The organism is Tenacibaculum sp. 190524A02b (assembly GCF_964036645.1).
Lineage (GTDB): Bacteria > Bacteroidota > Bacteroidia > Flavobacteriales > Flavobacteriaceae > Polaribacter > Polaribacter vairaonense.
Genome location: NZ_OZ038525.1, coordinates 3,713,346 through 3,736,479 on the forward strand (window position 1 = coordinate 3,713,346; position 23,134 = coordinate 3,736,479).

Sequence of the window (23,134 nt, forward strand, 5' to 3'; positions counted from 1 at the left end):
CATGGCAAACTTAAAAGAAATACGTAACAGAATTACTTCGATAGGATCAACAATGCAGATTACCTCTGCCATGAAAATGGTATCGGCTGCAAAGTTGAAAAAAGCACAAGATGCAATTACGGCAATGCGTCCATATTCATCAAAGCTTACAGAATTATTACAAAACCTAAGTGCCACTCTTGAAGGGGATGCAGGTGGAGTATATTCTGAACAAAGAGAAGTAAACAAAGTATTATTAGTTTCTATAACCTCAAATAGAGGGTTATGTGGTGGTTTTAATTCAGCTATTATTAAGCAAACAGTTAAAACAATCACTGATAAGTATGCTAGTGCTTCTGTTGATATCTTAACAATAGGTAAAAAAGGAAACGATATTTTATCAAAAGAATATTCGGTTATTGAAAATAGAAATGATGTTTTTGATGACTTAACTTTTGATAATGTAGCTTCTTTAGCTGAAAAGTTAATGAATTTGTATGTAGAAGGTACCTATGATAAAATTGAGGTTATTTACAACAGATTTAAAAATGCAGCTACTCAAATTGTAGAAGTAGAGCAATTTTTACCTATTAAACCAATTGAAGGAGAAGTAAATGCTAATGCAGATTATATTTTTGAGCCTTCAAAAGAAGAAATAATTTTAGAGTTAATTCCTAAGTCATTAAAAACACAGTTATACAAAGCAATACGTGATTCATTTGCTGCCGAACACGGAGCGCGTATGACTGCCATGCATAAAGCAACAGATAATGCTAAGGAATTACGTGATGAATTATTATTAACGTACAACAAAGCACGTCAAGCTGCCATTACCAATGAAATTTTAGAGATTGTTGGTGGAGCAGAAGCTTTAAATAATTAAAGAAATTAATTATCATATAGAAAAAGCGAATCAGAAATGGTTCGCTTTTTTATTTTATAGTTTTCTGGAATACATTTGAAAGTATGTCCTAGTAACGCTAGGAAGCTATCTGTTCCTTCGGTAACAATATTCCATTTATAATTCATTTTAAAAAGTTAATTGGTATTATCATGAATTAACAGCTTTACGAACAAAGTTCTTTTTTAACGTTAAGCCATTTTTATACGTAATTTTGCTTATATACATATATACTAGTATAGGAATCAATCCATGAGGAATTCTATAAATTACTAAATACAAGTACTGATGCACCATATTTAAAGAAACTTCATAATGCAAGCCGCTTATTATTCTAGCCAAAGCAGTTATAAAACCCCAAAAAGCGGCATAGATTAAAGTAGGTTTCACCAGTTTAGGAATAAATATAAATAGTGCAATTGCAAAATCTAAAACACCAGCTACAAATAAAAGACTTTTAGCCATGTTTTCGGTAACAGGTAGTATATTTAACGTCATGGTAACAAAATTAGCAGGAAGCGGATAAAAAACGCCTATAGCATACATTCCATGACAAGTAAACGTTAAGGCAATACATATTTTTAGAGCAAAAATGAGCTTTTCTTTATTTTTGTTTTTTATAAAATATAATAACGCAATGGGTACTCCAAACTGAATAGTGTGTTCAAAGAACATAATTAAATGATAGAACTTCTCTTTAGTAAGTAACAAGGATAAAAAGACCAAACTTACAGCGCCAAGTTTAAGAATATTACGTTGCCAATTTTTTGTACTACCTGTAATTGTTAAGCTTAACACAGCACATACAACATATAAACAGCCAACACAACGAGTTAAAATTTGGATAGACAAATCGGTATTTAAATCAGTAACATACTTTTGCCAAGTAGTATCAAAAACAAGATTGATAATAGGCTCTAATAACTTTTGATCCCAAAAAAGAGAGCGATAAGGAGCATCCCAAATCAAGTGTTGATAGGCTCTACCAGCAAAAATAAAAAACGAACTAACTTTTAATAAACTGAGAAGGGTTTTATAGGTCATAAATTAAATTTCGGCAAATATAGAAATGCTAACAAACCTTGTTCGTTAATATAAGTTTAGCAAACTTTAAATCTACGGTTAATTAAAAGTTAACCAAATTATTATAAGATTAATATTGAATGTTAGAGTATGAAAGTGTAAACTCGAAAAATATATTTGCCGCACATAACTAAACAAAAAACCCTTTTACAATGAAAAAAACGCTTTTGGTTTTATCATTTTTGGTTACTTTTTTCAGTAATGCTTCTAATGATAAATACCGATTAATTATCACGGACAATCCAGCTACTACAATAATGATTGGTTGGAATCAAAGATCAGGATCTAATCCAACAGTGTATTATGGAACCAGTGATTTTGGAACCAATTGGTCAAGCTATCCAAGTTCTAAAACAGTAGATCGTTCTGTTTCTTATAAAGGAATGAACAATAGGTTTGCTAAACTTACAGGCTTAACACCTAACACCAATTATTATTTTGTAATTAGAGATAGTCAAGGAACAAGTAATCGTTTTTGGTTTAAAACGGCTCCTAGTAATAATCAGCGTATGTCATTTATTGCAGGAGGAGATTCAAGAAATAATAGAACCCCAAGAAGAAATGCTAATTTACTAGTATCAAAATTAAAACCAACGGCGGTTTTCTTTGGTGGAGATATGACCAATGGTGATTCAAGTTCTGAGTGGCAAGGTTGGTTTGATGACTGGCAAAATACAATTGCTAGTGATGGAAGAATGTTTCCTATTATTCCAGCAAGAGGAAATCATGAAGATTCAAATAACAGTATTTACCATTTATTCAATGTACCTTCAACAAGTATTTATTATGATATAACATTCGGAAATAACTTATATACTATTTATACTTTAAACTCTGAAATCTCAGCCGGAGGAAATCAGTATTCATGGTTAAACCAACGTCTAAACAGTAGCAATGCTATTTGGAAATCGGCACAATACCACAAGCCTATGCGTCCGCATGTGTCTTCTAAATCAGAAGGGAATGATGAGTATTCTAGTTGGGCACAATTATTTTACAACAAAGGTGTAAACTTAGTTTTTGAATCAGATTCACATACTGTAAAAACTACATGGCCGGTAAAACCTTGTTCAGGAGGAAGCGGATGTGATGAAGGTTTTGTAAGAGACAATGTAAACGGAACAGTGTATGTAGGTGAAGGTTGTTGGGGCGCACCTTTACGTTCTTCTAACGATGCAAAAAATTGGACTAGAAACAACAGTACTTTTAATCAGTTCAAATGGATTTTTGTTGAAGAATCTAAAATAGAAGTAAGAACCATTAAAGTAGACAACGCAAGTAGTGTAGGTTTAGTATCAAACACCAACCCATTTTCAATTCCATCTAACTTAGATATATGGAACCCATCAAACGGAAGTATAGTAACTATTGTTAATAGTAATGTTAGTTTTCCTGAGGTTGCACTTACTAGTCCAGCAGCAGGAGCTTCTTTTGCTAACAATGCAAGGATAGCTATTAGTGCTAGTGCTTCAGATAGTGATGGAAATGTAGCAAGTGTTAAGTTTTATGCAAACAATACATTAGTAGGTACAGATACTAGCGCACCTTATTCTGTTAATTGGACGCCAACAGGAACTAACCAGAGCTATAGCTTAAAGGCAGTAGCTAGAGATAATGAAGGAAATGAAAGCACATCTTCAATAAGATCTGTATTTGTTGGGGCAGTTTCAAAAACAGTAACATCAACAATTAACAGAACAAATGACGACGCTGAGCAATACCAGTCATCAGGAAGAATGTATATGGATAGTTCGGATTTAGAGCTGGTATATGATGGAAGCTCTAAAGGAAACCAACATGTAGGTATGTTATTTAGAAGTTTAAATATTCCTACTAATGCTACCATTACCAATGCGTATATACAGTTTACTACAGATGAAAGAAATTCGGGAAGTACTTCATTAGCTATAAAAATACAAGATAGTGCAAACCCTGCTGATATAACTACCTCAAGCTATAACATAACTTCAAGAACTTACTACAGTCAATCAGTAAATTGGAATCCTAGTTCTTGGAATTCAGTAGGAGCTTCAGATTCAGCACAACGTACGCCAAATTTAAAAGCATTAGTGCAGCGTGTGGTTAATAAATCAGGGTGGAAAGCAGGTAATAAAATGTTATTTTACATTTCAGGATCAGGTGAGCGTACTGCAGAATCGTATGATGGCAGTAGTTCAAAAGCACCAAAATTAGTTGTTTCTTATGAAACTGGTGACCAAGGTGGTGGCGGTAATCCTGTTTGTGAAAACGTATCTGTAACCTTAGTATTTGATCAATATTCAAGTGAAACATCGTGGACACTTAAAAACAGCAACGGGCAAACCGTGATGAGTGGAGGTAACTATTCGCAAGGAAGTGGTGAAACAGTTACAGTGTCAAAATGTTTACCTGTGGGATGTTATAATCTTACAATTAACGATTCGTATGGTGATGGTATTTGTTGTAATTACGGCAATGGATCGTATAAGGTTATCAATAGTAGTAATACAGTATTAGCATCAGGCGGAAGTTTTGCACGTACTGAAACTAAAGAGGTATGTTTAAGTAGTGGTGCTAGAACAACCAAAGTAGCTAAAAAGAGTATTGAAACGGTTACTACTTTGGCTTTATATCCAAATCCTGTAGCGGATAGAGTGTATGTAAGCGGAGAAGAAAATACAACATTATGGACCGCTAAAGTATTTGATTTATCTGGTAAAAAAATTATTGACAGGCCTATTATAGATAATACCGTAGATGTTTCTGAGCTAATACGTGGCACGGTATATATAATGGAAGTATACAATCAATACGGAGAAAAGAAATTAATGGAAAGACTGCTTACTAAGTAGTTTTAAAACCGAATAGTGTTTATCCTTACTAGCTAGGATTACATGCTATATTTTATTTTACAAACAATAGCTTTTTTAATCCTCCAAGCACTTAGCTTGGGGGATTATTTGGTTGTAGGCTTTAATAACTAATTAAATTATTATAAAGAGATAACTATATTTGTGTACGATAATAAAAAAAGATATTGCTAAAATTGAGAAACTTATTAAAAACACTTTTATTTATATTAATTTTTACTTCATGTAAAACTAATAAAAGAAGTATTGCTAAAGAGGAATACTATTTTCCTACTAAGGTTGCATTTTCAAAAAAAGAAGATTTTCAATGTATAGATTTAAAAGAGTTTAGAAGCTTTCATCAGTTGGTTGATAGTATTGAAAAACTAAATTATAAACGGAAAAAAGGGTATTTGATAGTTGAAACAGAAACAGAAAAAAACAATATACTATTATCAACTTCATATGGAAGATGTAGATTCCCACTATTAAAGTTTAAAAATATTTTAAGTATATCAAAAGATAGTATAAAGAAAGATAGGTCTTATTCAATAAAAGAATTGAAAATCATTTTAAAAAAAGATATACTTAATTATGGAAAAGATAATAGTTTTTCTGAATCACCAGAAAAACTCATGGTTTCACTTACTTGTAAAATAAATGAATTAAATAGCTTGATTTTAAGAGTTATTAAAGTGTTTAATGAAATTCAAGAAGGGTCAAAAAAAGGTCTAAAGCTAAATTTATTTATAAATAGAAGAATGGAGATATACCCACCAATACCGAAGAAAATATGAAAGAAGGAGTACATACTTATTTTTATAAAAAACAATTAAATGGACGAGGGAGATTTGGAATGGTTGAAATTCAGGTATTATCTAGTGAAGAAAAATCAAAAATAATAGATGATTGTCAATGGAAAATTATGAGAAAAGACTACCCCAATACTAATGGAGTTGAAGTTTGGAAAAATAGTGCCATAGCAGCAGCTCAATTTTTAGTAGAAACCTTTTTTAAGTCAGAAAAATTAGAAATAAGGCTTATTGATGTTTTGGGTTTGTTTGTAGATACTGCTCCTTCTCACATAGGGGCAGCATTAATAATTGGCATATTCGATATATTAGATTCTCCTTTAAATGAAATAGCTTTAAAAAATATAGATAATTTTGTTATTGAAAATAGTGATTTAGACAAAATACCTGACTATAATCAACTAACAATATTAAAATCAGAATTAAAGTAATAAAAAACCGCATAAAAATTATTTTTATGCGGTTTTACTATTTTTAAAATCTAGTTGTTTTACATTTTCATTAACCAAGAACGCACTTCAACCTCTTCTTTAATAATATTTCTTAGTTCTTCTATTTTAACACGCTTCTGCTCCATAGTATCTCTATGACGAATGGTTACGGTGTTGTCTTCTATAGTATCATGATCTACAGTAATACAGAAAGGAGTACCCGCAGCATCTTGACGACGGTAACGACGACCTACAGCATCTTTTTCATCATAAGATACATTGAAATCCCATTTTAAGTCTTCTACTATTTTACGAGCAATTTCAGGTAATCCATCTTTCTTAACTAATGGTAAAATAGCAGCTTTAGTAGGTGCTAATACCGCTGGAAGTTTTAATACAGTTCTAGAAGTTCCGTTATCTAATTCCTCTTCTTGTAAAGCATTAGAGAATACGGCTAAGAACATTCTATCTAAACCAATAGAAGTTTCTACTACATACGGTACATAACTTTCATTCTCTTCATGGTCAAAATACTGTAGTTTTTTACCAGAAAATTCTTCGTGTGCTTTTAAATCAAAATCAGTACGAGAGTGAATTCCTTCTAATTCTTTAAAACCAAATGGGAATTTAAACTCAATATCAGCGGCAGCATCAGCATAATGTGCTAATTTCTCATGATCATGGAAACGGTAATTGTCTCTACCTAATCCTAATGATAAGTGCCATTTTAAACGCGTTTCTTTCCATTGCTCATACCATTTCTTTTGCGTACCAGGTTTTACAAAAAACTGCATTTCCATTTGTTCAAACTCACGCATTCTAAAAATAAACTGACGTGCCACAATTTCATTACGGAAAGCTTTACCCGTTTGCGCTATTCCAAAAGGAATTTTCATACGTCCAGTTTTTTGAACGTTTAAAAAGTTTACAAAAATACCTTGAGCCGTTTCTGGACGTAAATATAAATCCATAGCACTATCAGCTGAAGCACCTAGTTTTGTACCAAACATTAAATTAAATTGTTTAACCTCTGTCCAGTTTTTGCTTCCTGTTAAAGGATCAGCTATTTCTAACTCTTCAATAAGTGCTTTTACATCTGCTAAATCTTCATTTTCTAATGATTTAGCCAGTCTACTTAAAATGGTATTTATTTTTTCTTGATATCCTAAAACACGACCGTTAGTAGCTACAAATTCCTCTTTATTAAAGGCGTCTCCAAAGCGTTTTGCAGCTTTTTTAACTTCTTTTTCAATTTTACCTTCAATTTTAGCACAATAATCCTCTACTAAAACATCGGCTCTATATCGTTTTTTACTGTCTTTATTATCAATTAACGGATCATTAAAGGCATCTACGTGGCCGGAAGCTTTCCAAGTAGTTGGGTGCATTAAAATAGAGGCGTCTATCCCTACAATATTTTCATGCATTTGTACCATGGCTTTCCACCAGTAGTCACGAATATTTTTCTTTAATTCTACACCGTTTTGGGCATAGTCATACACAGCGCTTAAGCCATCATAAATTTCAGATGATTGAAATATATAACCGTACTCTTTTGCGTGTGAAATTACCTTTTTAAATTGATCTTCTTGTTTTGCCATAATGCAAAAATATAATAAGCATTTAAACTATTGTTAATAACATAAAAAAAAGTGAAGATAATAATATCTCCACTTAATCTATTAATTTAAGATTGTTATAATTTTATCTCAATTTTACAACTGAATTACCAGAGTATTCGCCATCAACAAAAGCACTAACAGTATAGTTCCCTTTATTTATATCGTCTCTATTTACTAGTACAAAAGAAACTAAGCTTAACCTGTTATTGTTGTAATTTACAGAAATAGAATCACTATACATAATTCTAGCACCATTGTTTAAACGAGTTTTTCCTTTAGGAGTAATAACAGTTTTGTTTTCATCAATAATTTGAATGTAAACCATTTTTCTACCAGATCTAGTTACTTCATTTTCTAGTAAATCAAAATTAACCTTAAAAGCATCCGTTCTGCTTGATCTTGAAGTACTGGTTAACTTACCACTACTTCTTTCTTTCATAGCAATGGCTTTTACAGGACTAATTTCAATTTTTGAGGCAATAGCAACCTTAGCTTCTAGCTCTTTGTTTTTCTCAGTTAGTTCAGTATTTATAGTCTCTTTTTGAGTGAGTATTTCACCTTGTATTACGTTTTCTTGAGCTAAAACTTGATTGGCTGAATTAAGCGAGTCAATTTTAATAAAAAGTCGTCTGTTTTCTCTTTCTAAACTAGCAATTTTACTTCTGTAACGTCTAATCAAATTATAATTATGACCTTTTAGGTTGGTAACAGAATCTCTAAGGTCTTTCATTTTTTGAATTTCCACTCTAAGTCTTTTAGAAAGGCTTTTCTTTCTAATCACTACGTCAGTATAGTCTTTAATCATTTCATCTAAATCGCTTTTTAAATCAGCTTTTTCTTTTTTAAAGACTTCTTGTAAATCCTTTAGTTTACTAGATTGCTTAGATGCATATAGAATTAGAAAAGAAATTATAATTAGTAATACAATTATAGTTGCATTTTTAATAGTTTTAGTATTCATAGTTAGGGGCTTTTATGATTATTTTAACTTTATGATTGCTTCTTTAGTAAATACTTTATTTACATATATTTTTACGGTATAAGTGCCTGTTTGTAATGAGCCTGGTATTATATCTATTAATGAGGTAACTGAAAGTCTATCATTATAATAATCGGCATTAATTGTATCACTATAGGTTATTATGGTTCCATTGGTTAAAGTTACTTCTTCTTTTCCAGCAATTACGTCACCTTTTGAATTTAATAACTGTACATAAATAGGCTTAATACCTTTATCTATTACATTGTTTTCTAGTAAATCAAACTGAACTTTAATGGCGTTAGCTCTTCTTGCCCTGTATGTAGTGGTTAGTTTACCACTACTTCTTTTTTTCATGGCATTAAGCACCAATTTATCAATATCAATTACTTCAGCAAAGGCTACTTTTTTTTCTAACACTTCATTGTTTTTAACAAGAGTAAGGTTTAAAATTTCCTCTTTGCTTAAAGCTTGCTTTACACTATCATTTTCATTGAAAAGTTCAAGATTTAAAACACGTAAAGAATCTAATTTATTTAATAGCCTTTTGTTTTCTTTTTCAAGCCTAGAAATTTTCTTTCTATAAATTCTTAATAAATTATAGTTTGAAGTTTTTAAACGTTGAATAGTATCTTTCAACATTTCCACTTCTTTCAGTTTTTCACCTAGTTTTATAGAGTAGTCTTGATTTTCATTAATAGCAATTTGGTAATCATGAATTACATTGTCTAACTCAAGTTCTAACTCCTTTTTTTCAGTATCAAAGGCATTTTTTAGGTACAAAAAGTCCATAGTGTTTTGGTAAGCTAAATAGCCAATTCCAATCACTAACAAAAGTAAAAAGGCTATAACACCTTTGTTTAAAAATCTCTTGACAGCCATCATATTAGGGGAATATTAATAACATATAGAACATCTGTTCTTCGCTAAAATACTATTTTTTAGCACATTTATACACAAAAGCAGGAGGAAAATTTAAAGTTTCAAAATCTAGCACAATATGTTCACCAAAAACTTCTTTTAATTTTTTAAAGTAAGAAAGGGTGTATTGGTATTGAATAAACAGCCCGTTATTAGATAAAATCTTATAACTGTTTAGTAATATTGATGATGATATTTTTTTAGGAATAATACTTAAAGGTAAGCTAGAAACTATATAATCAGCATTAGTTAATCCCAATTTTTTTAGTTGATTTTCAATGTCTTCTGCAGATTGTTTTACGAGTATGAGTTGTGGGTGATTAATTTTTTTTAATTCTTTCAGAAAAGCATCGTTAATTTCAAAACAAATTAAAAGTGTTTGAGGCTGAATTTTTTTTAGAATGTTTTTAGTAATTGCTCCATCGCCAGGGCCTAATTCCACAATAACTTTAGCCGTTTTAAAATCGATGTAGTTAAGCATTCTTTTAGCAAGATATTTTGAACTAGGTACTAAGGTACCCGATGTTTTATAGTTTTTTACTGCCTCTCTAAAAAAATTAAAGTTTTTCCCCAAAATAGTTTACTGTGATTTTTTGTATCTTTCTCTCAAAAATTTTGCTAGCCAAAGATGCGATTTTTTAAAGATATATTCCATTTATTTTTTCCTAAAATATGTATAAATTGTTCAGAACCGCTTTTAGAATCTGAAAAAAAATTGTGTACAAACTGCTTTTATCAGTTACCTGTTATTGAGAATAACGAGTTTGTTAATAGTAAATTATCATCCGTTTTTTATGGTAAAGTACCAGTTAAGAAAGTGCAATCTTTTCTTTACTATCAAAAAAGTAATATTGTTCAAAAGTTAATACATGCTTTAAAATATAAGGGACAAGAAGAAATAGGTGTTTTTATAGGGAATTGGTTTGGGTATGAATTGAAGAAACGAAAAGTATTTGATAACGTTGATTGTATTGTGCCTGTTCCGTTACATGTATCAAAACTTAAAAAAAGAGGGTATAACCAACTCACTAAGTTTGGAAAAACATTAAGTAAGCAATTGAATGTAGATTTTAAACCAGCAGTTCTAGTTTGTGTATCAAAAGTTAAAACCCAAACATTTAAGCAACGATTTGAGCGTTTTACTAACAATGAAACGAAATTTCATTTGAACGATCTTAGTGTTTTTGAGAATAAACATGTATTGTTAATTGATGATGTAGTAACAACAGGAGCCACTTTAGAAGCTTGCTGTAAGGAATTATTAAAAGTTAAAAATATCACAATTAGTATTTGTACAATAGCATATACAGAAAAAGTATAGGCGTTCATTATTGTTTTTTACTACTTTTGATATCGATTTAAATATAGTTTTGTGAGAGGAGTAATCAAAGTTTGTGTTTTAATATTTGTTGGATTATTGGTGACAAGTTGCGCACGTAGAGGAAATCCAGAAGGAGGGCCTAAAGATGAAAATGCACCTATAATGGTGACAGCTAATCCTCCTTATGAAAGTATAGAATTTGATGAAAAAAACATTCGTATTTATTTTGATGAATACATTGTTTTAAAAGATCTAACAAAACAATTAGTAGTATCACCACCATTTAAAAATCCTGCATTAATAGAGCCACAAGGTACGCCTAGTAAGTATATTAATATTAAAATTTTAGACACCTTAAAATCCAATACTACATATACTTTTAATTTTGGAAATGCAGTGCAGGATAACAATGAAGGAAATAAATTAGAGAGTTTTAAATATGTTTTTTCTACTGGAAAGTATATCGATTCTCTAAAAACAAAAGGAAGTGTAAAAGATGCGTTGACAAGAGAAACAGATAAAAGTATTGGTGTTTTATTATATAGAATTGATAGCAGTTTTAATGATTCTATTATTTATAAGAGAAAACCAGATTATGTGACCAGTACGCTAGATAGTACAAGTTACAATTTTTCAAATATAAAAGAAGGAAACTATTTATTATTGGCTTTAAAAGAGAGTGCTAATGATTATATATTTAATCCTAAAATTGATAAAATAGGCTTTTTATCCGATACAATTTCCTTGCCTAGAGATAGCGTTATCAACAAAGACATCAGGATTTTTAAAGAAAAACAACCATTTAAATTTAAAAGAGGGAAAGAAATTTCTAAAGGAAAAATTCAGTTTGGTTTTGAAGGAGGAAAGGATTCATTAAAAATTGAATTGCTTTCAAAGGTGCCACAAGATTTTAATTCCTATTTTCAATTTGAAAAAGATAAAGATACATTGTTTTACTGGCACTCACCTATTAAAAGAGATTCGTTAAATTTTACCGTTACTAAGAACGATTTTATTGATACAATTACCGTTCGTTTACGTAAAAAGAAGTTAGATTCATTATCACTATCATCAAACGTAAAAAGTATACTACATCTTAATGATACCTTGTTTTTTGAAGCAAATAATCCATTAATTAAAACAGATAGTACCAAGATAACTTTTGTAGATCAAGATACTGTAGCAGTCAATTACCAATTGAAAAAGATTGAGATTAACAAATTGGCGATATTGTTTGAGAAAAAACCAAAAACAAATTATGAACTAACAGTTTTACCTAATGCTTTTGTTGATTTATATGAGACTAAAAACGATACACTGAACTATAAGTTTAATACAAAGGATATTGAAGATTATGGAAGTATTGTAATAGATTTACAAAAAAAGGTAAATGCGCCTGTAATTATAGAGCTTTTAGAAAAAGATGAGGTAGTAAAAACGGTATATGTTTCTACTTCTAAAAAAATAACTTTTGATTTATTAGAACCTAAGGAATATTCTGTAAGAGCTATTATTGATGAGAACAAAAACAATAAATGGGATTCAGGAAATTTTTTAAGAAGAATACAACCAGAGCGAGTGATATATTTTGAAAAAGAGTTTAAATTAAGAGCTAACTGGATTCAAAACGAAAGTTTTACGATAGAATAAAAACTATAGAATGAAAAAAGATGCTTTTAAAAGCATCTTTTACCCTTCATTCTAAAATTTCTTTATCATTTCCACATAGCGTTTTTAATAAGTCCTACAATTACCATTAAAACTCCGCCTCCAACTCCACCACCAGCAATGCTTCCTAAGATACCACTTAAATCAATACCAAGCATTCCAAGTAGTTGAGCACCTAAACCACCGCCTAGGATTCCTACAACAGAGTTCCATAATGTACCTAGTGAGAATTTTTTTAGTAATGCACCTGCTAAATTCCCTCCTAAAGCACCTGTAAGTAAGCTAATAATTAGTTCCATAATTGATTTTTTGTTTGTTAAATTGCTTATAAATTAACTAAAAATAAAGCAATAAAGCAAATAAAACCAAATAGTTATGTAGTCCCAACATGGAATAAAGCGTCTCCCATATTGATAACTGGAAAGTTATTTTTAGCGATTACGTATCCATTTATAGGCGATTTTATAGAAAAGTTAGTTTCTCCATAAGTGTCCATTATTTGTCCAAGTACTTCTCCTTTTTTTATAGAGGCACCATTGGTAACTCTTGGAGTAAATAGTCCAGCAACTTTAGCACGTATCCATCTTCTTTTTTGAATATAAATAGAGTTTTTTTGATTTGAAATTTCTACCGAATCTAAAATCATATTAAAATGTTTTAAAACCCGTAAGGTACCATCTATTCCTTGTTGTATGGCATTTTCATCTAAACGTAAAGATTCTCCACCTTCATAAACAATAACAGGGATGTTGTTTTTAAAGCATTCATTTCTAAATGATTTACGAATTAGTTTAGAGCCAAACATAATTGGAGCATTAAATATATTGGCAAGTTCAAAGCCATTAGCATCTTCAGGAGTGAATCGTATTTGAGGAAAGTTACTTCTTTGTGCGCCACCTGTATGATAGTCAATAGCAAAATCTACATTTTTAGTAATTTCTTTCATTAAATAAAAGGCCATTCGTCCAGCTAAAGAACCAGATTTTGAGCCAGGAAAACTTCTATTTACATCCTTACCATGCATATCTCGAGATAGGTTCAGAAAACCAAAAACATTTAATAAAGGAACAACAATTACACATCCTCTTTGAATTTTATACCTTTTATCAATAAGCATTCTTCTCACTAATTCAATACTATTAGTTTCATCGCCATGTAAACCTCCTTGCAATAATACTGTTGGGCCAACTTCTTTTCCATTGAAAACATAAACAGGTATTTCAATAAGTGTTCCGGTGGGCAGTCTATCTACAGGAATTTTAATTAATCGTGATTCTCCAAGAGTAATTTTTTTACCTCGTATTATTACCTCTTCGTTTTTGAACGCTTTGTTGAACATTTTTTCTCTAAATATTTTATAATTCCTTCTGCAACATTAATTTTAGTAAAGGCTTCAATTCCTTGTAATCCTGGAGTTGAGTTTACTTCTATTAGAAGAGCACCTCTTTTCGAGCGTATCAAGTCTACTCCGCAAACAGGTAACCCTAAATAATGTGCTGCTTTAATAGCCATGTCTTGCTCTTTTGAGGTTAGATTAACTTTAGAACCACTACCTCCTCTATGTATATTGGATCTAAAATCATTCTCCAGTCCTTTACGTTTCATAGAAGATATAACGTTGTCACCAACAACAAAAGCTCTAATATCTTCACTATTACTTTCTTTAATAAACTCTTGAAGTAAAAAACTAGTATTCATACTATAGAGTGTATCAATAATTGATTTGGCTGATTTTTCTGTTTCAGCTAAAATAACACCCATACCATGAGTACCTTCTTGTAACTTTATAATAACAGGTACACCGCCTAATAATTGAATTTGTTCACTTATGTTTTCAGTATTAGCAGAGAAAACAGTATCAGGAATAGGAATATTTTTCCTATTCATAATTTGAAGAGTTCTGAGTTTATTTTGTGCTCTAAGAATACCTAAAGATCTAGCGGTGCTAAACACATTATTCATTTCAAACTCTTTTACAACAGCAGCACCATGTTTGGTAACTGAAGCACCAATTCTAGGAATAATTATATCAGGTTCATCAATTATATTTTCACCTTCATAAATTATTTGTCTTTTTCCTCTACTTAGCTTTATAGAACACTTAGTATGATTAATGATACTAACTTCATGTCCTCTTTTAATGGCTTCCTCATAAATTCGTTTAGTAGAATAAATATGTTCACTAACCGAAAGAATAAAAATATTCATAGACTTAATTAAGAGTAAAAGTTAAACTAAAAATTTAATAGTAGCTGAGTAATTTATGGATAAATGTATTTGGTCGACCTCCTTTTTTATAGGAGAGTTTTACAAATCTAACATTTTTTTAAATGCATAAATCAATAGTGCACAAAATAAAATGATAAAAGATGTACTTTTGCGGTGATTTATAAACTAAAGTTGAATTGGGAATTATACGTGTAAATAACATCCGGTTATATACTAACCATGGGTGTTTAGAAGAAGAAGCTAAAATAGGTTCAGAATATAAAGTAGATATAGAAGTAAAGGCGGACTTACAAAAATCTGCTAAAACTGATGAACTAAAAGATACGGTTGATTATGTACATCTAAATAAAATTGTAAAAGAAGAAATGGCAATACGTTCTAAGTTGTTAGAGCATGTAGCTAAACGAATTATAGATAGAATTTTTGACGAAATACCTATGGTGGATGAGGCTGAAGTAAGTGTTGCTAAGATAAATCCACCTATAGGAGGAAATGTACAAGAAGTGGTAATAATTTTAAAAGATGTGCGTAAAAGTTAAAAAAGATTTGCATTAAAAAATAAAAGCTGTAAATTTGCACTCCTATCTAGGAAAAGGTGCCGTGGCCGAGTGGCTAGGCAGTGGTCTGCAACACCATCTACAGCGGTTCGAATCCGCTCGGCACCTCAGAGAAAAGCCTTTGTAAATTTTACAAAGGCTTTTTTATTTTTTAGATATTAAAATTAAATTTCTAAGATTCTTATTTAGATTATATTAGTTTGCTAATCAAAATCTTGTTGAGGTTGAGGCGGACTTTGCACTTGTGCCTTCTTAGGCTTAAGTAGCATAAAAATTCCTAAAGCACTTGAGTTGCTATACTTATGATAGTTAATATTTTCTTTAAGCTCTTCTTTATTTGTTTTTTTATTATGTGTTTTCAATTTTGTAGTAGTTTTTTCTTTATATAACGGTTTGACAAAAAAATTAAAAAAGGTAGCCATGTTAAATGACTACCCTATAATTACTCAATAATTATGAAATTGCATGAGCTACTAATACTCCTGTTTAAAAACTTTACCATAGGTTGTTAAGAGTCAATCTGTCTTGATACTTGATAGCAAAATTAGATACAATATTCGATATATTTAAGACCCGAAACGGGTGGTTTTTGTATAAAAAGCCTTCTTTTACAGATCATTTTAGTAGAGAATAGGTATGTGTTAGATTATTCTTTAACAAACTTTTTAAAACCTACCTTTCCTGATGTAGTATGTATTTTTAATAAGTAAATGCCACTTTTTAACTTGTTAATGTTTATTTGTTTGTGGTTGTCTTGTTGTACTTTTTTACCAAGGATATTATAGATACTTATATTTTTAACTGCTTCCTTAATTTGTATTTCTATTTTTTGTTTAGCAGGATTAGGATAAATACTAAAACTATGTTTATCTAACTCTTCAATAGAAGCAGTAGCGCAATTTTCACTATAAATAGCGGTAGCGTCTTTTTTATGACTCCAATTGGCATCACTATAAGTTTTGTTATCTACTTGAATACAGGTTAGATTGGGGTTTTGACGAAAATCATACTTTTCTAATAGGTTGTTATTTCCATTTTTCAGATTTAAAGAAGTTAAATTATTTCCGTTGATTTCGAATCTTGTAATTTCTTTATTATCAGATAAATCAATGCTTGTTAACCTGTTATTGTGTAGGTATATAGATTTTAATTTAGAATTTTTGGTTAGGTCAATACTTGTTAGCTTATTGTAGGTTAAAATTAAGGAACTTAATTCGGTATTCTTAGATAAATTAATAGTTGTAAGTTCACTATTTTGAATGCTTAAGTTTTTTAAAGCTATATTATAGGATAGGTTTATAGAATTAAATTTGTAGCGGCTTAAACTTAATTTAGTTAGCATTTTATTTTTGGAAAGATCAATCTGATTTATTGGATTGCCGTTTAATTCTAAAGATGTTAGTAAAGTATTTTTCGAAACATCTATGCTGGATAACTTATTAACAGATAAATCTATAGTTTTTAAAGCTATATTTTTCGAAACATCTATGGTTGCTAACTGATGATTAACAATTTTTAAAGAGTTTAGTAAGGTGTTTTTAGATATATCTATATCAGTTAATAAGTGATTATTTGACTGGATATTAACTATACTTAGATGTTTCAACTTTGTGTTTTTTGATAAGTTAATCGTTCTTATTTTAACATCGTGTAGCGATAAACTTTCTAAGTTTATTAAATATTCAATACCTGTTATGTCTGCTATATTTTGATTAAATGTATAAATAGAAGTTATTAATTTAGCTTCCGAAACCTGTATTTCCCCATCATTATTAATATCGCCTTCATCTAACAACGCATCTTTGAAATTAACATCAGGAATATTTATAATGGGGTCTAAAGCAGAAGGATCTAACTTATAAGTTACTACTTTATTTACCCCTCTAGCACCAACTGCTAGTTGATTGCCTTCTCCATTTAAGCTTACAGCACTGCCAAAAATATCAGTATTAGAGCTTCCTTTAATAGTGTTTCCTAGTTGTTTCCATGTGTTGGTCTTTAGTTGAAAAACTTTTACAGCTCCTTCTTTATTAGGGTTTTGTTCTCTACTGATGCCTATAGCTAATAGAGTACCATCATTACTTAAACTAATATCTGCTCCTAAATAATCTTCACTATTTTCTCCATGAATAGTTTGTCCTAACTGATTCCAAGAATTAGTTTTGTTTTGATACACTTTAACACTTCCATCTGCTTTCTTACCTCTATTACCATAAGGAGCACCAATAGCAATGATGGTTCCGTTTTGATTAATAGTAACTTTGGCACCAATTTCTTCTAAGTGCTTTCCATAAATATCTTTTTCTTTCCACCAGTTTCCAGTAACTGCCGATTTAGAGTATATTCTAACTAAACCATTATAATTATTCCAGTCTGGTGTAGGTATTTTATATCCTGGTGCACCAGCCACTAAAATTGTTCCATCTGAAGATAAATCAACTGAAGTTCCTAGTGCAGCTGAAGGACCGGTATTGTCTAAATCGTGTTTTAGTACCCATGAAGATGATTCTAAATTAAACACTCGAACAATTCCTGATCTGATATAACCGTTTACATCTATATTAGGCTGACCTATAGCTAAGGTATTTCCGTCATCACTAATTGCTACACTATATCCAAAAAGAGAGTCTTTGGTATAGCTACTTATATCCTCACCTACTTGCTGCCAAGATCCATTTATATTTCTAAAAACTTTTACTTCCCCTCTTCTAGCATTAGCATCAGTACTTGTGCCTTTATTATAAATAGCGCCAATAGCTATTAAAGAACCATCTGAACTTAGGTCAATACTAGTTCCAAAAGCATCACCATCGTTTTCACCAGTTAAATCATTGCCTATTTGTGTCCAAGTACCAGATATATTTTGGTATATGCGTACCATTCCTTTTCCGTTTTTGGCTGCAATAGCTAATGTATTACCATCTTTGCTATAGTGAACAGCATTTCCAAAAGAAGAATTTGATACATCTTGTATTGTTTTAGGTTCTATCCATTGTGCATGTATAGTTAATGGAATTAAAAACATTAATAAAAAAAAGTAATTATATTTCATTTTGCTCATATTTAGGTTTTAAGGCACAAACCTATACACAGTATCAAAGCAAAAAAACACCCGTTTAGGGTGGTTTTTTGATACAATTAAAATTGTAAGTTGATTTAAGTGTTAAAAAGTTAAAAGCTATAAGCACATTTTTCTTAAATAAAACATGTAATAAGAAATAGACTGATGTTGATTTTCAATTCTATCTACTAGAGTTTTATTTTGTAAAATGTATGTAAAAGTATATTGAATATCAATACGCTTTTTTGTTTTCCTTAACATAAAATTCGTTAAAATTTCCCATCTTTGTTGTCATGCAAATATATCCTATAGAAACAGGTAACTTTAAATTAGATGGTGGAGCCATGTTTGGTGTTGTTCCAAAATCTATTTGGCAAAAGACAAATCCAGCTGATACTAAGAATATGATTGACATGAGTGTGCGTTGTATGCTTATTGAAGATGGAGATCGATTGATGCTTGTTGATACAGGGTTAGGTAATAAACAATCCGATAAGTTTTTTGGTTATTATTATTTGTATGGTGATTTTTCTTTAGATACTTCTTTGGCTAAGCATGGATTCCATCGAGATGATATTACGGATGTTTTTTTGACACATTTACATTTTGACCACTGTGGAGGTGTAATTCAATGGAATAAAGATAGAACAGGGTATATGCCTGCGTTTAAAAATGCCAAAGTATGGAGCAATGAACGTCATTGGGATTGGGCTGTAAACCCCAACCCAAGAGAAAAAGCCTCTTTTTTAAAGGAAAATATTTTACCAATAGAAGAAAATGGTCAATTAAACTTTGTACATAGAAATACAAAAGATCAAGTTGGTTTTGATGTCATTTTTGTAGATGGACATACAGAAAAACAAATGCTTCCTAAAATAGAATACAAAGGGAAAACCATTGTTTTTATGGCAGATTTACTACCAACAGTTGGTCATATACCACTTCCTTATGTAATGGGGTATGATACTAGACCTTTACTTACAATAAAAGAAAAACAAGTTTTTTTAAACGAAGCAGCTGATAAAGAGTTTTACCTATTTTTAGAGCATGATGCACATAATGAATTATGCACAGTGAAACATACTGAAAAAGGCGTTCGTTTGAAAGAGAGCTATAAATTTACAGACATTTTTAATTAAGATAGATATTTATGAGAGTTTTGAAACCCGTATTTTATTCGGCAATGGCGGTTACAACTTTAGTTGGTTGTTCGTCAATTCACAAGTTACCTGTACCTGCGGGTAGTAATGCAGTAGTTAATATTTCAGCAAAAAAAGCAGCGTTAACAGATGTAGAAAAAGATAACTGGCAGCATTTAGATTTAGCAACAGATTCTATTCCAGGAATGAGTGTTGACAAAGCCTATAAGTTTTTAGAAGGTAAAAAAGGAGTTGAAGTTGTTGTAGGTGTTGTTGATAGTGGTACAGATTTAAAACATGAAGATTTAGTAGATGTTGCTTGGATTAATAAAAATGAAATAGCGGGTAATGGAATTGATGATGATAAAAATGGATATGTTGATGATATCAATGGATGGAATTTCCTTGGTAAATCATATACAGAACATTTAGAATATGAGCGTATTTTAATGTATCCAACTGTAGCTGATGCTGAAACCTTATCGGAAGTTAAAGCGTATCAAGAAAATAAAATTAATGAGGCTAAGAAAACGAAAGATAGATATGCTAATTTAGTGGTTGGATGTGAAAGTTCTGATAAAGCTTTAACGAAGTATTTTGGAAAACCTGATTATACTTTAAAAGAAATTCAAGCAATTAATAGTCAGGATGCTGATTTGCAAAAGGCAATTGGGTTTGCTGGGCAAATGTTAGGATATTTTTCTGATTTTAAAGAAGCTAAAGAATATTTTGAAAACGGTATCAAGAAAGCAGATAAAACGATTAATGGAGATAACTTAAAAACTGATTACAGAACTGTAGTTGGTGATAACGCTTATGATATTAAAGATAAGCCTGGTTATGGAGACGGAAATACTGGACATTCAGAAAAAGATGAAGCTCACGGATCTCACGTTTCTGGTATTATAGGAGCAACTAGAAGTAACGGAAAAGGAATGAATGGTGTAGCTAATAATGTTAAAATTATGGCAGTTCGTTCAGTATCTGATGGAGATGAGTATGATAAAGACGTAGCTTTAGGTATTCGTTATGCGGTAGATAATGGAGCAAAAATCATCAATACTAGTTTTGGTAAACCTTTCTCACCAAATAAGGAATGGGTTTATGATGCAATCAAATATGCAGCTAAAAAAGATGTGTTAATTGTAAATGCAGCTGGAAATGATGGGAAAAATATTGATGTTGAAAAATCATTCCCAAATGATGCTCCAGATTTAGTAAATGAAATTTCTGATAACTTCTTAACAGTTGGAGCAATGAGCTCAAACTATAATGAAAAGTTACCAGCTAGTTTTTCTAACTATGGTAAAAAGAATGTAGATGTTTTTGCGCCAGGAGTTCAAGTACATTCTACTACTCCAGATAATGAGTATAAAAAGTTTAGTGGTACTTCAATGGCTGCACCTTCAACTGCAGGTGTAGCAGCTTTAATCCGTTCTTATTATCCACAATTATCTGCGAGTCAAGTAAAGCACATTTTAATGAATTCAGGAACTAAAATTAATTTAAGTGTGGTAAAGCCAGGTTCTCAATCTGCTCAAAACCCAACAGGAGAATTAGTTTCTTTTTCTGAATTATCAGTTTCAGGACGTGTAGTTAATGCGTATAATGCATTAAGAATGGCAGATAGAATGGTGAACGGAAGAAAATAATTTATTGATTATTAAGTATATTTGAAAAGAGCATTTGTTTAAAAAATGCTCTTTTTTATTAAATAAAGGAGAATGAAAAAAATAATTTTAGGGGTTTCATTACTATCGATGTTTGCTTGCGCATCCGCTAATCAACAACAAACAACACCCACTTTACAAACAAAGCAAGCCGTTACCAATACTTATTGGCAACAACACGCAAACTATACTATGGATATTGATGTGAATGTAAAAACATATCAATATAAAGGGAAACAAAAGATAGTCTATACCAATAATTCGCCTGATGCTTTAGATAAAGTATTTTATCATTTATACTTCAATGCTTTTCAACCAAACTCTCAAATGGACGTTCGTTCAAGAAATATTGAAGATCCAGATAAAAGAGTTGGAGATAGAATTAGTAAGTTGTCATCTTCTGAAATAGGATATATTAACGTAAAGTCTCTAAAACAGAACGGGGCAGAAGTAAAGTATGAAACAGTTGGAACTATTTTAGAGGTAACTTTAAATACACCTATTCAATCAGGAGAAAGTGTAACGTTTGATATGGTTTTTGATGCACAAGTACCAAAGCAGATTCGTCGTTCTGGAAGAAATAGTGCAGAAGGTGTAGCATTGTCAATGACACAATGGTACCCAAAAATGGCAGAATATGATTTTGAAGGTTGGCATACACCTCCGTATTTAGGACGAGAGTTTCATGGAGTTTGGGGAGATTTTGATGTAACGATTCATATAGATAAGAATTATACAGTTGGAGGATCAGGATATTTACAAAATCCACAAGAAATAGGACATGGTTATGAAAAAGAAAATGAGCCTTTAAATCTTCCTAAAGGAGATAAGTTAAGTTGGCATTTTAAAGCACCAAATGTTCATGACTTTACTTGGGCTGCAGATGCCAATTATGAACATGATAAGCTTGTTATGGATAATGGTATTGAGTTACATTTTTTATACAAGAATGATTTAGATAGAGAGTACCTAGCTAACTGGAAACAATTACCAGGTAAAACTGCTGAGTTAATGGAATACTTTAGTAAGCATGTAGGACCGTATCCATATAAACAATACTCAGTTATTCAAGGGGGAGATGGAGGTATGGAATATGCGATGTGTACGTTAATTACAGGAAAACGTAAATGGGGCAGTTTAATTGGTGTTACCGCTCATGAATTAGCACATACTTGGTTTCAGTTTTTATTAGCTACTAATGAAACCAAACATCCATGGATGGACGAAGGATTTACTACGTATATTTCGAATAAATCAGTAGATGAAATTTTAAATAAAGGAAAAGAAAATCCAAATGAAGGTGCGTATAAGTATTATAATTATGTTGTTGGAAATAATATGGAAGAACCTTTGTCTACACATGCAGATAGATACCATACGAACATGGCATATGGAATGGGAAGTTATTCTAAAGGATGCATATTTTTAACACAATTAGAGTACGTTATTGGTAAAGAAAACGTAGCTAAAACACTTAAGAAATACTATGATGATTTTGTATTTAAGCATCCAACACCTAACGATGTAAAAAGAACAGCGGAAAAGGTGTCTGGAATTCAGTTAGATTGGTATTTAAATGAATGGACACAAACTACACATACTATTGATTATGGAATTAAAAGTGTTAATGGAAAAGAAATTACATTAGAACGTATAGGTAAAATGCCAATGCCCATAGATGTTGAGGTAACTTACACAGATGGTTCTAAAGAAATGTTTAATATTCCATTACGTATGATGCGTGGAGAAAAACCAACAAAAGCTATAATTATAGAGGATTGGACTTTTGCGCATCCAACTTATAGTTTTAAAGTATCAAAAGCTATAAAATCGGTAGAGATTGATCCCTCAAAATTAATGGCAGACGTGAATATGAAAAATAATACTTTTTCAAAATAGATAGAATACAAAGTGAAGCGAAAGCTTCACTTTT

General features: G+C 30.9%; 21 protein-coding genes and 1 tRNA gene. 11 read left to right on the forward strand and 11 right to left on the reverse strand.

Features of this window, described 5'->3' with window-relative positions; translation table 11 throughout:
• Position 1: 1 nt before the first annotated feature.
• A complete protein-coding gene (atpG, locus tag ABNT65_RS15215; protein WP_348703055.1) occupies positions 2-862 on the forward strand; it encodes an ATP synthase F1 subunit gamma in 861 nt (286 codons plus the stop codon).
• Positions 863-867: 5 nt separating this feature from the next.
• Here atpG and ABNT65_RS15220 read toward each other — a convergent pair whose 3' ends face one another.
• Both ABNT65_RS15220 and ABNT65_RS15225 read right to left on the reverse strand, forming a co-directional pair.
• Positions 868-1,008 (reverse strand): hypothetical protein, encoded by a 141-nt coding sequence (locus ABNT65_RS15220; protein WP_348746213.1) that lies wholly within the window; start codon positions 1,006-1,008, stop codon positions 868-870.
• Positions 1,009-1,030: 22 nt separating this feature from the next.
• Entirely contained in the window at positions 1,031-1,924 is an 894-nt protein-coding gene (locus ABNT65_RS15225) for a hypothetical protein (RefSeq protein ID WP_348746214.1), read from the reverse strand.
• A 191-nt stretch (positions 1,925-2,115) separates the two neighbouring features.
• Between ABNT65_RS15225 and ABNT65_RS15230 the strand changes: the two genes are divergently transcribed.
• The 3 genes from ABNT65_RS15230 to ABNT65_RS15240 all read left to right on the forward strand — a co-directional run bounded on the left by ABNT65_RS15230 (position 2,116) and on the right by ABNT65_RS15240 (position 6,034).
• Entirely contained in the window at positions 2,116-4,794 is a 2,679-nt protein-coding gene (locus tag ABNT65_RS15230; protein ID WP_348746215.1) for an Ig-like domain-containing protein, read from the forward strand.
• A gap of 194 nt (positions 4,795-4,988) precedes the next feature.
• Positions 4,989-5,588, forward strand: coding sequence for a hypothetical protein (locus ABNT65_RS15235; protein ID WP_348746216.1), 600 nt, complete (start codon positions 4,989-4,991; stop codon positions 5,586-5,588).
• On the forward strand, positions 5,585-6,034 hold the full coding sequence (locus tag ABNT65_RS15240; protein ID WP_348746217.1) for a hypothetical protein: 450 nt from the start codon (positions 5,585-5,587) through the stop codon (positions 6,032-6,034). The genes ABNT65_RS15235 and ABNT65_RS15240 overlap by 4 nt, the downstream gene beginning before the upstream one ends.
• Positions 6,035-6,093: 59 nt before the next feature.
• On the opposite strand, the gene ABNT65_RS15245 is transcribed toward ABNT65_RS15240, so the two are convergent.
• The 4 genes from ABNT65_RS15245 to ABNT65_RS15260 all read right to left on the reverse strand — a co-directional run bounded on the left by ABNT65_RS15245 (position 6,094) and on the right by ABNT65_RS15260 (position 10,130).
• On the reverse strand, positions 6,094-7,635 hold the full coding sequence (locus ABNT65_RS15245) for a glycine--tRNA ligase (protein WP_348746218.1): 1,542 nt from the start codon (positions 7,633-7,635) through the stop codon (positions 6,094-6,096).
• Positions 7,636-7,738: 103 nt separating this feature from the next.
• Positions 7,739-8,617, reverse strand: coding sequence for a hypothetical protein (locus tag ABNT65_RS15250; protein ID WP_348703050.1), 879 nt, complete (start codon positions 8,615-8,617; stop codon positions 7,739-7,741).
• A gap of 18 nt (positions 8,618-8,635) precedes the next feature.
• Positions 8,636-9,520: a hypothetical protein gene (locus tag ABNT65_RS15255; RefSeq protein ID WP_348746219.1), complete on the reverse strand. Its 885-nt coding sequence runs from the start codon at positions 9,518-9,520 to the stop codon at positions 8,636-8,638.
• A gap of 49 nt (positions 9,521-9,569) precedes the next feature.
• Positions 9,570-10,130 (reverse strand): class I SAM-dependent methyltransferase, encoded by a 561-nt coding sequence (locus ABNT65_RS15260; RefSeq protein WP_348746220.1) that lies wholly within the window; start codon positions 10,128-10,130, stop codon positions 9,570-9,572.
• Between the two features lie 141 nt (positions 10,131-10,271).
• Here ABNT65_RS15260 and ABNT65_RS15265 point away from each other — a divergent pair, with 141 nt between their 5' ends.
• Together ABNT65_RS15265 and ABNT65_RS15270 are read left to right on the forward strand one after the other, a co-directional pair.
• Positions 10,272-10,877, forward strand: a complete 606-nt coding sequence (locus ABNT65_RS15265) for a ComF family protein (RefSeq protein WP_348746221.1) — start codon at positions 10,272-10,274, stop codon at positions 10,875-10,877.
• Between the two features lie 51 nt (positions 10,878-10,928).
• Entirely contained in the window at positions 10,929-12,527 is a 1,599-nt protein-coding gene (locus ABNT65_RS15270; protein WP_348746222.1) for an Ig-like domain-containing protein, read from the forward strand.
• Between the two features lie 65 nt (positions 12,528-12,592).
• Here ABNT65_RS15270 and ABNT65_RS15275 read toward each other — a convergent pair whose 3' ends face one another.
• The 3 genes from ABNT65_RS15275 to ABNT65_RS15285 all read right to left on the reverse strand — a co-directional run bounded on the left by ABNT65_RS15275 (position 12,593) and on the right by ABNT65_RS15285 (position 14,753).
• The gene (locus tag ABNT65_RS15275) at positions 12,593-12,844 is read right to left on the reverse strand and encodes a hypothetical protein (RefSeq protein ID WP_348746223.1); all 252 of its coding nucleotides are present in this window, start codon (positions 12,842-12,844) and stop codon (positions 12,593-12,595) included.
• A gap of 74 nt (positions 12,845-12,918) precedes the next feature.
• Positions 12,919-13,884: a succinylglutamate desuccinylase/aspartoacylase family protein gene (locus ABNT65_RS15280; RefSeq protein ID WP_348746224.1), complete on the reverse strand. Its 966-nt coding sequence runs from the start codon at positions 13,882-13,884 to the stop codon at positions 12,919-12,921.
• Entirely contained in the window at positions 13,851-14,753 is a 903-nt protein-coding gene (locus tag ABNT65_RS15285) for a RimK family alpha-L-glutamate ligase (RefSeq protein WP_348739554.1), read from the reverse strand. The genes ABNT65_RS15280 and ABNT65_RS15285 overlap by 34 nt, the downstream gene beginning before the upstream one ends.
• Before the next feature lie 197 nt (positions 14,754-14,950).
• On the opposite strand from ABNT65_RS15285, the gene folB reads away from it, so the two are divergent.
• Together folB and ABNT65_RS15295 are read left to right on the forward strand one after the other, a co-directional pair.
• Positions 14,951-15,313, forward strand: a complete 363-nt coding sequence (gene folB / locus ABNT65_RS15290) for a dihydroneopterin aldolase (protein WP_348703042.1) — start codon at positions 14,951-14,953, stop codon at positions 15,311-15,313.
• Between the two features lie 55 nt (positions 15,314-15,368).
• Positions 15,369-15,439 (forward strand) — tRNA-Cys (locus ABNT65_RS15295).
• 95 nt (positions 15,440-15,534) lie between these two features.
• Here the strand turns inward: ABNT65_RS15295 and ABNT65_RS15300 are convergent.
• Both ABNT65_RS15300 and ABNT65_RS15305 read right to left on the reverse strand, forming a co-directional pair.
• Positions 15,535-15,693 carry a hypothetical protein gene (locus tag ABNT65_RS15300; protein WP_348739555.1) on the reverse strand — a complete coding sequence of 53 codons (159 nt, stop codon included), beginning with the start codon at positions 15,691-15,693 and terminating at the stop codon, positions 15,535-15,537.
• 284 nt (positions 15,694-15,977) lie between these two features.
• A complete protein-coding gene (locus ABNT65_RS15305) occupies positions 15,978-18,383 on the reverse strand; it encodes a T9SS type A sorting domain-containing protein (protein ID WP_348746225.1) in 2,406 nt (801 codons plus the stop codon).
• A gap of 302 nt (positions 18,384-18,685) precedes the next feature.
• On the opposite strand from ABNT65_RS15305, the gene ABNT65_RS15310 reads away from it, so the two are divergent.
• The 3 genes from ABNT65_RS15310 to ABNT65_RS15320 all read left to right on the forward strand — a co-directional run bounded on the left by ABNT65_RS15310 (position 18,686) and on the right by ABNT65_RS15320 (position 23,100).
• Positions 18,686-19,531 carry an MBL fold metallo-hydrolase gene (locus tag ABNT65_RS15310; RefSeq protein WP_348703038.1) on the forward strand — a complete coding sequence of 282 codons (846 nt, stop codon included), beginning with the start codon at positions 18,686-18,688 and terminating at the stop codon, positions 19,529-19,531.
• An 11-nt stretch (positions 19,532-19,542) separates the two neighbouring features.
• Positions 19,543-21,183, forward strand: a complete 1,641-nt coding sequence (locus ABNT65_RS15315; RefSeq protein ID WP_348703037.1) for a S8 family peptidase — start codon at positions 19,543-19,545, stop codon at positions 21,181-21,183.
• Between the two features lie 72 nt (positions 21,184-21,255).
• On the forward strand, positions 21,256-23,100 hold the full coding sequence (locus tag ABNT65_RS15320; protein WP_348703036.1) for a M1 family metallopeptidase: 1,845 nt from the start codon (positions 21,256-21,258) through the stop codon (positions 23,098-23,100).
• Positions 23,101-23,134 lie beyond the last annotated feature (34 nt).

Coding starts and splice junctions, on each gene's coding strand:
- ABNT65_RS15305 (WP_348746225.1), bottom strand. CDS start 18,383: ATGAAATATAATTACTTTTTTTTATTAATGTTTTTAATTCCATTAACT.
- ABNT65_RS15315 (WP_348703037.1), top strand. CDS start 19,543: ATGAGAGTTTTGAAACCCGTATTTTATTCGGCAATGGCGGTTACAACT.
- ABNT65_RS15285 (WP_348739554.1), bottom strand. CDS start 14,753: ATGAATATTTTTATTCTTTCGGTTAGTGAACATATTTATTCTACTAAA.
- ABNT65_RS15320 (WP_348703036.1), top strand. CDS start 21,256: ATGAAAAAAATAATTTTAGGGGTTTCATTACTATCGATGTTTGCTTGC.
- ABNT65_RS15220 (WP_348746213.1), bottom strand. CDS start 1,008: ATGAATTATAAATGGAATATTGTTACCGAAGGAACAGATAGCTTCCTA.
- ABNT65_RS15255 (WP_348746219.1), bottom strand. CDS start 9,520: ATGATGGCTGTCAAGAGATTTTTAAACAAAGGTGTTATAGCCTTTTTA.
- ABNT65_RS15230 (WP_348746215.1), top strand. CDS start 2,116: ATGAAAAAAACGCTTTTGGTTTTATCATTTTTGGTTACTTTTTTCAGT.
- ABNT65_RS15240 (WP_348746217.1), top strand. CDS start 5,585: ATGAAAGAAGGAGTACATACTTATTTTTATAAAAAACAATTAAATGGA.
- ABNT65_RS15250 (WP_348703050.1), bottom strand. CDS start 8,617: ATGAATACTAAAACTATTAAAAATGCAACTATAATTGTATTACTAATT.
- ABNT65_RS15275 (WP_348746223.1), bottom strand. CDS start 12,844: ATGGAACTAATTATTAGCTTACTTACAGGTGCTTTAGGAGGGAATTTA.
- ABNT65_RS15280 (WP_348746224.1), bottom strand. CDS start 13,884: ATGTTCAACAAAGCGTTCAAAAACGAAGAGGTAATAATACGAGGTAAA.
- ABNT65_RS15245 (WP_348746218.1), bottom strand. CDS start 7,635: ATGGCAAAACAAGAAGATCAATTTAAAAAGGTAATTTCACACGCAAAA.
- ABNT65_RS15310 (WP_348703038.1), top strand. CDS start 18,686: ATGCAAATATATCCTATAGAAACAGGTAACTTTAAATTAGATGGTGGA.
- ABNT65_RS15225 (WP_348746214.1), bottom strand. CDS start 1,924: ATGACCTATAAAACCCTTCTCAGTTTATTAAAAGTTAGTTCGTTTTTT.
- atpG (WP_348703055.1), top strand. CDS start 2: ATGGCAAACTTAAAAGAAATACGTAACAGAATTACTTCGATAGGATCA.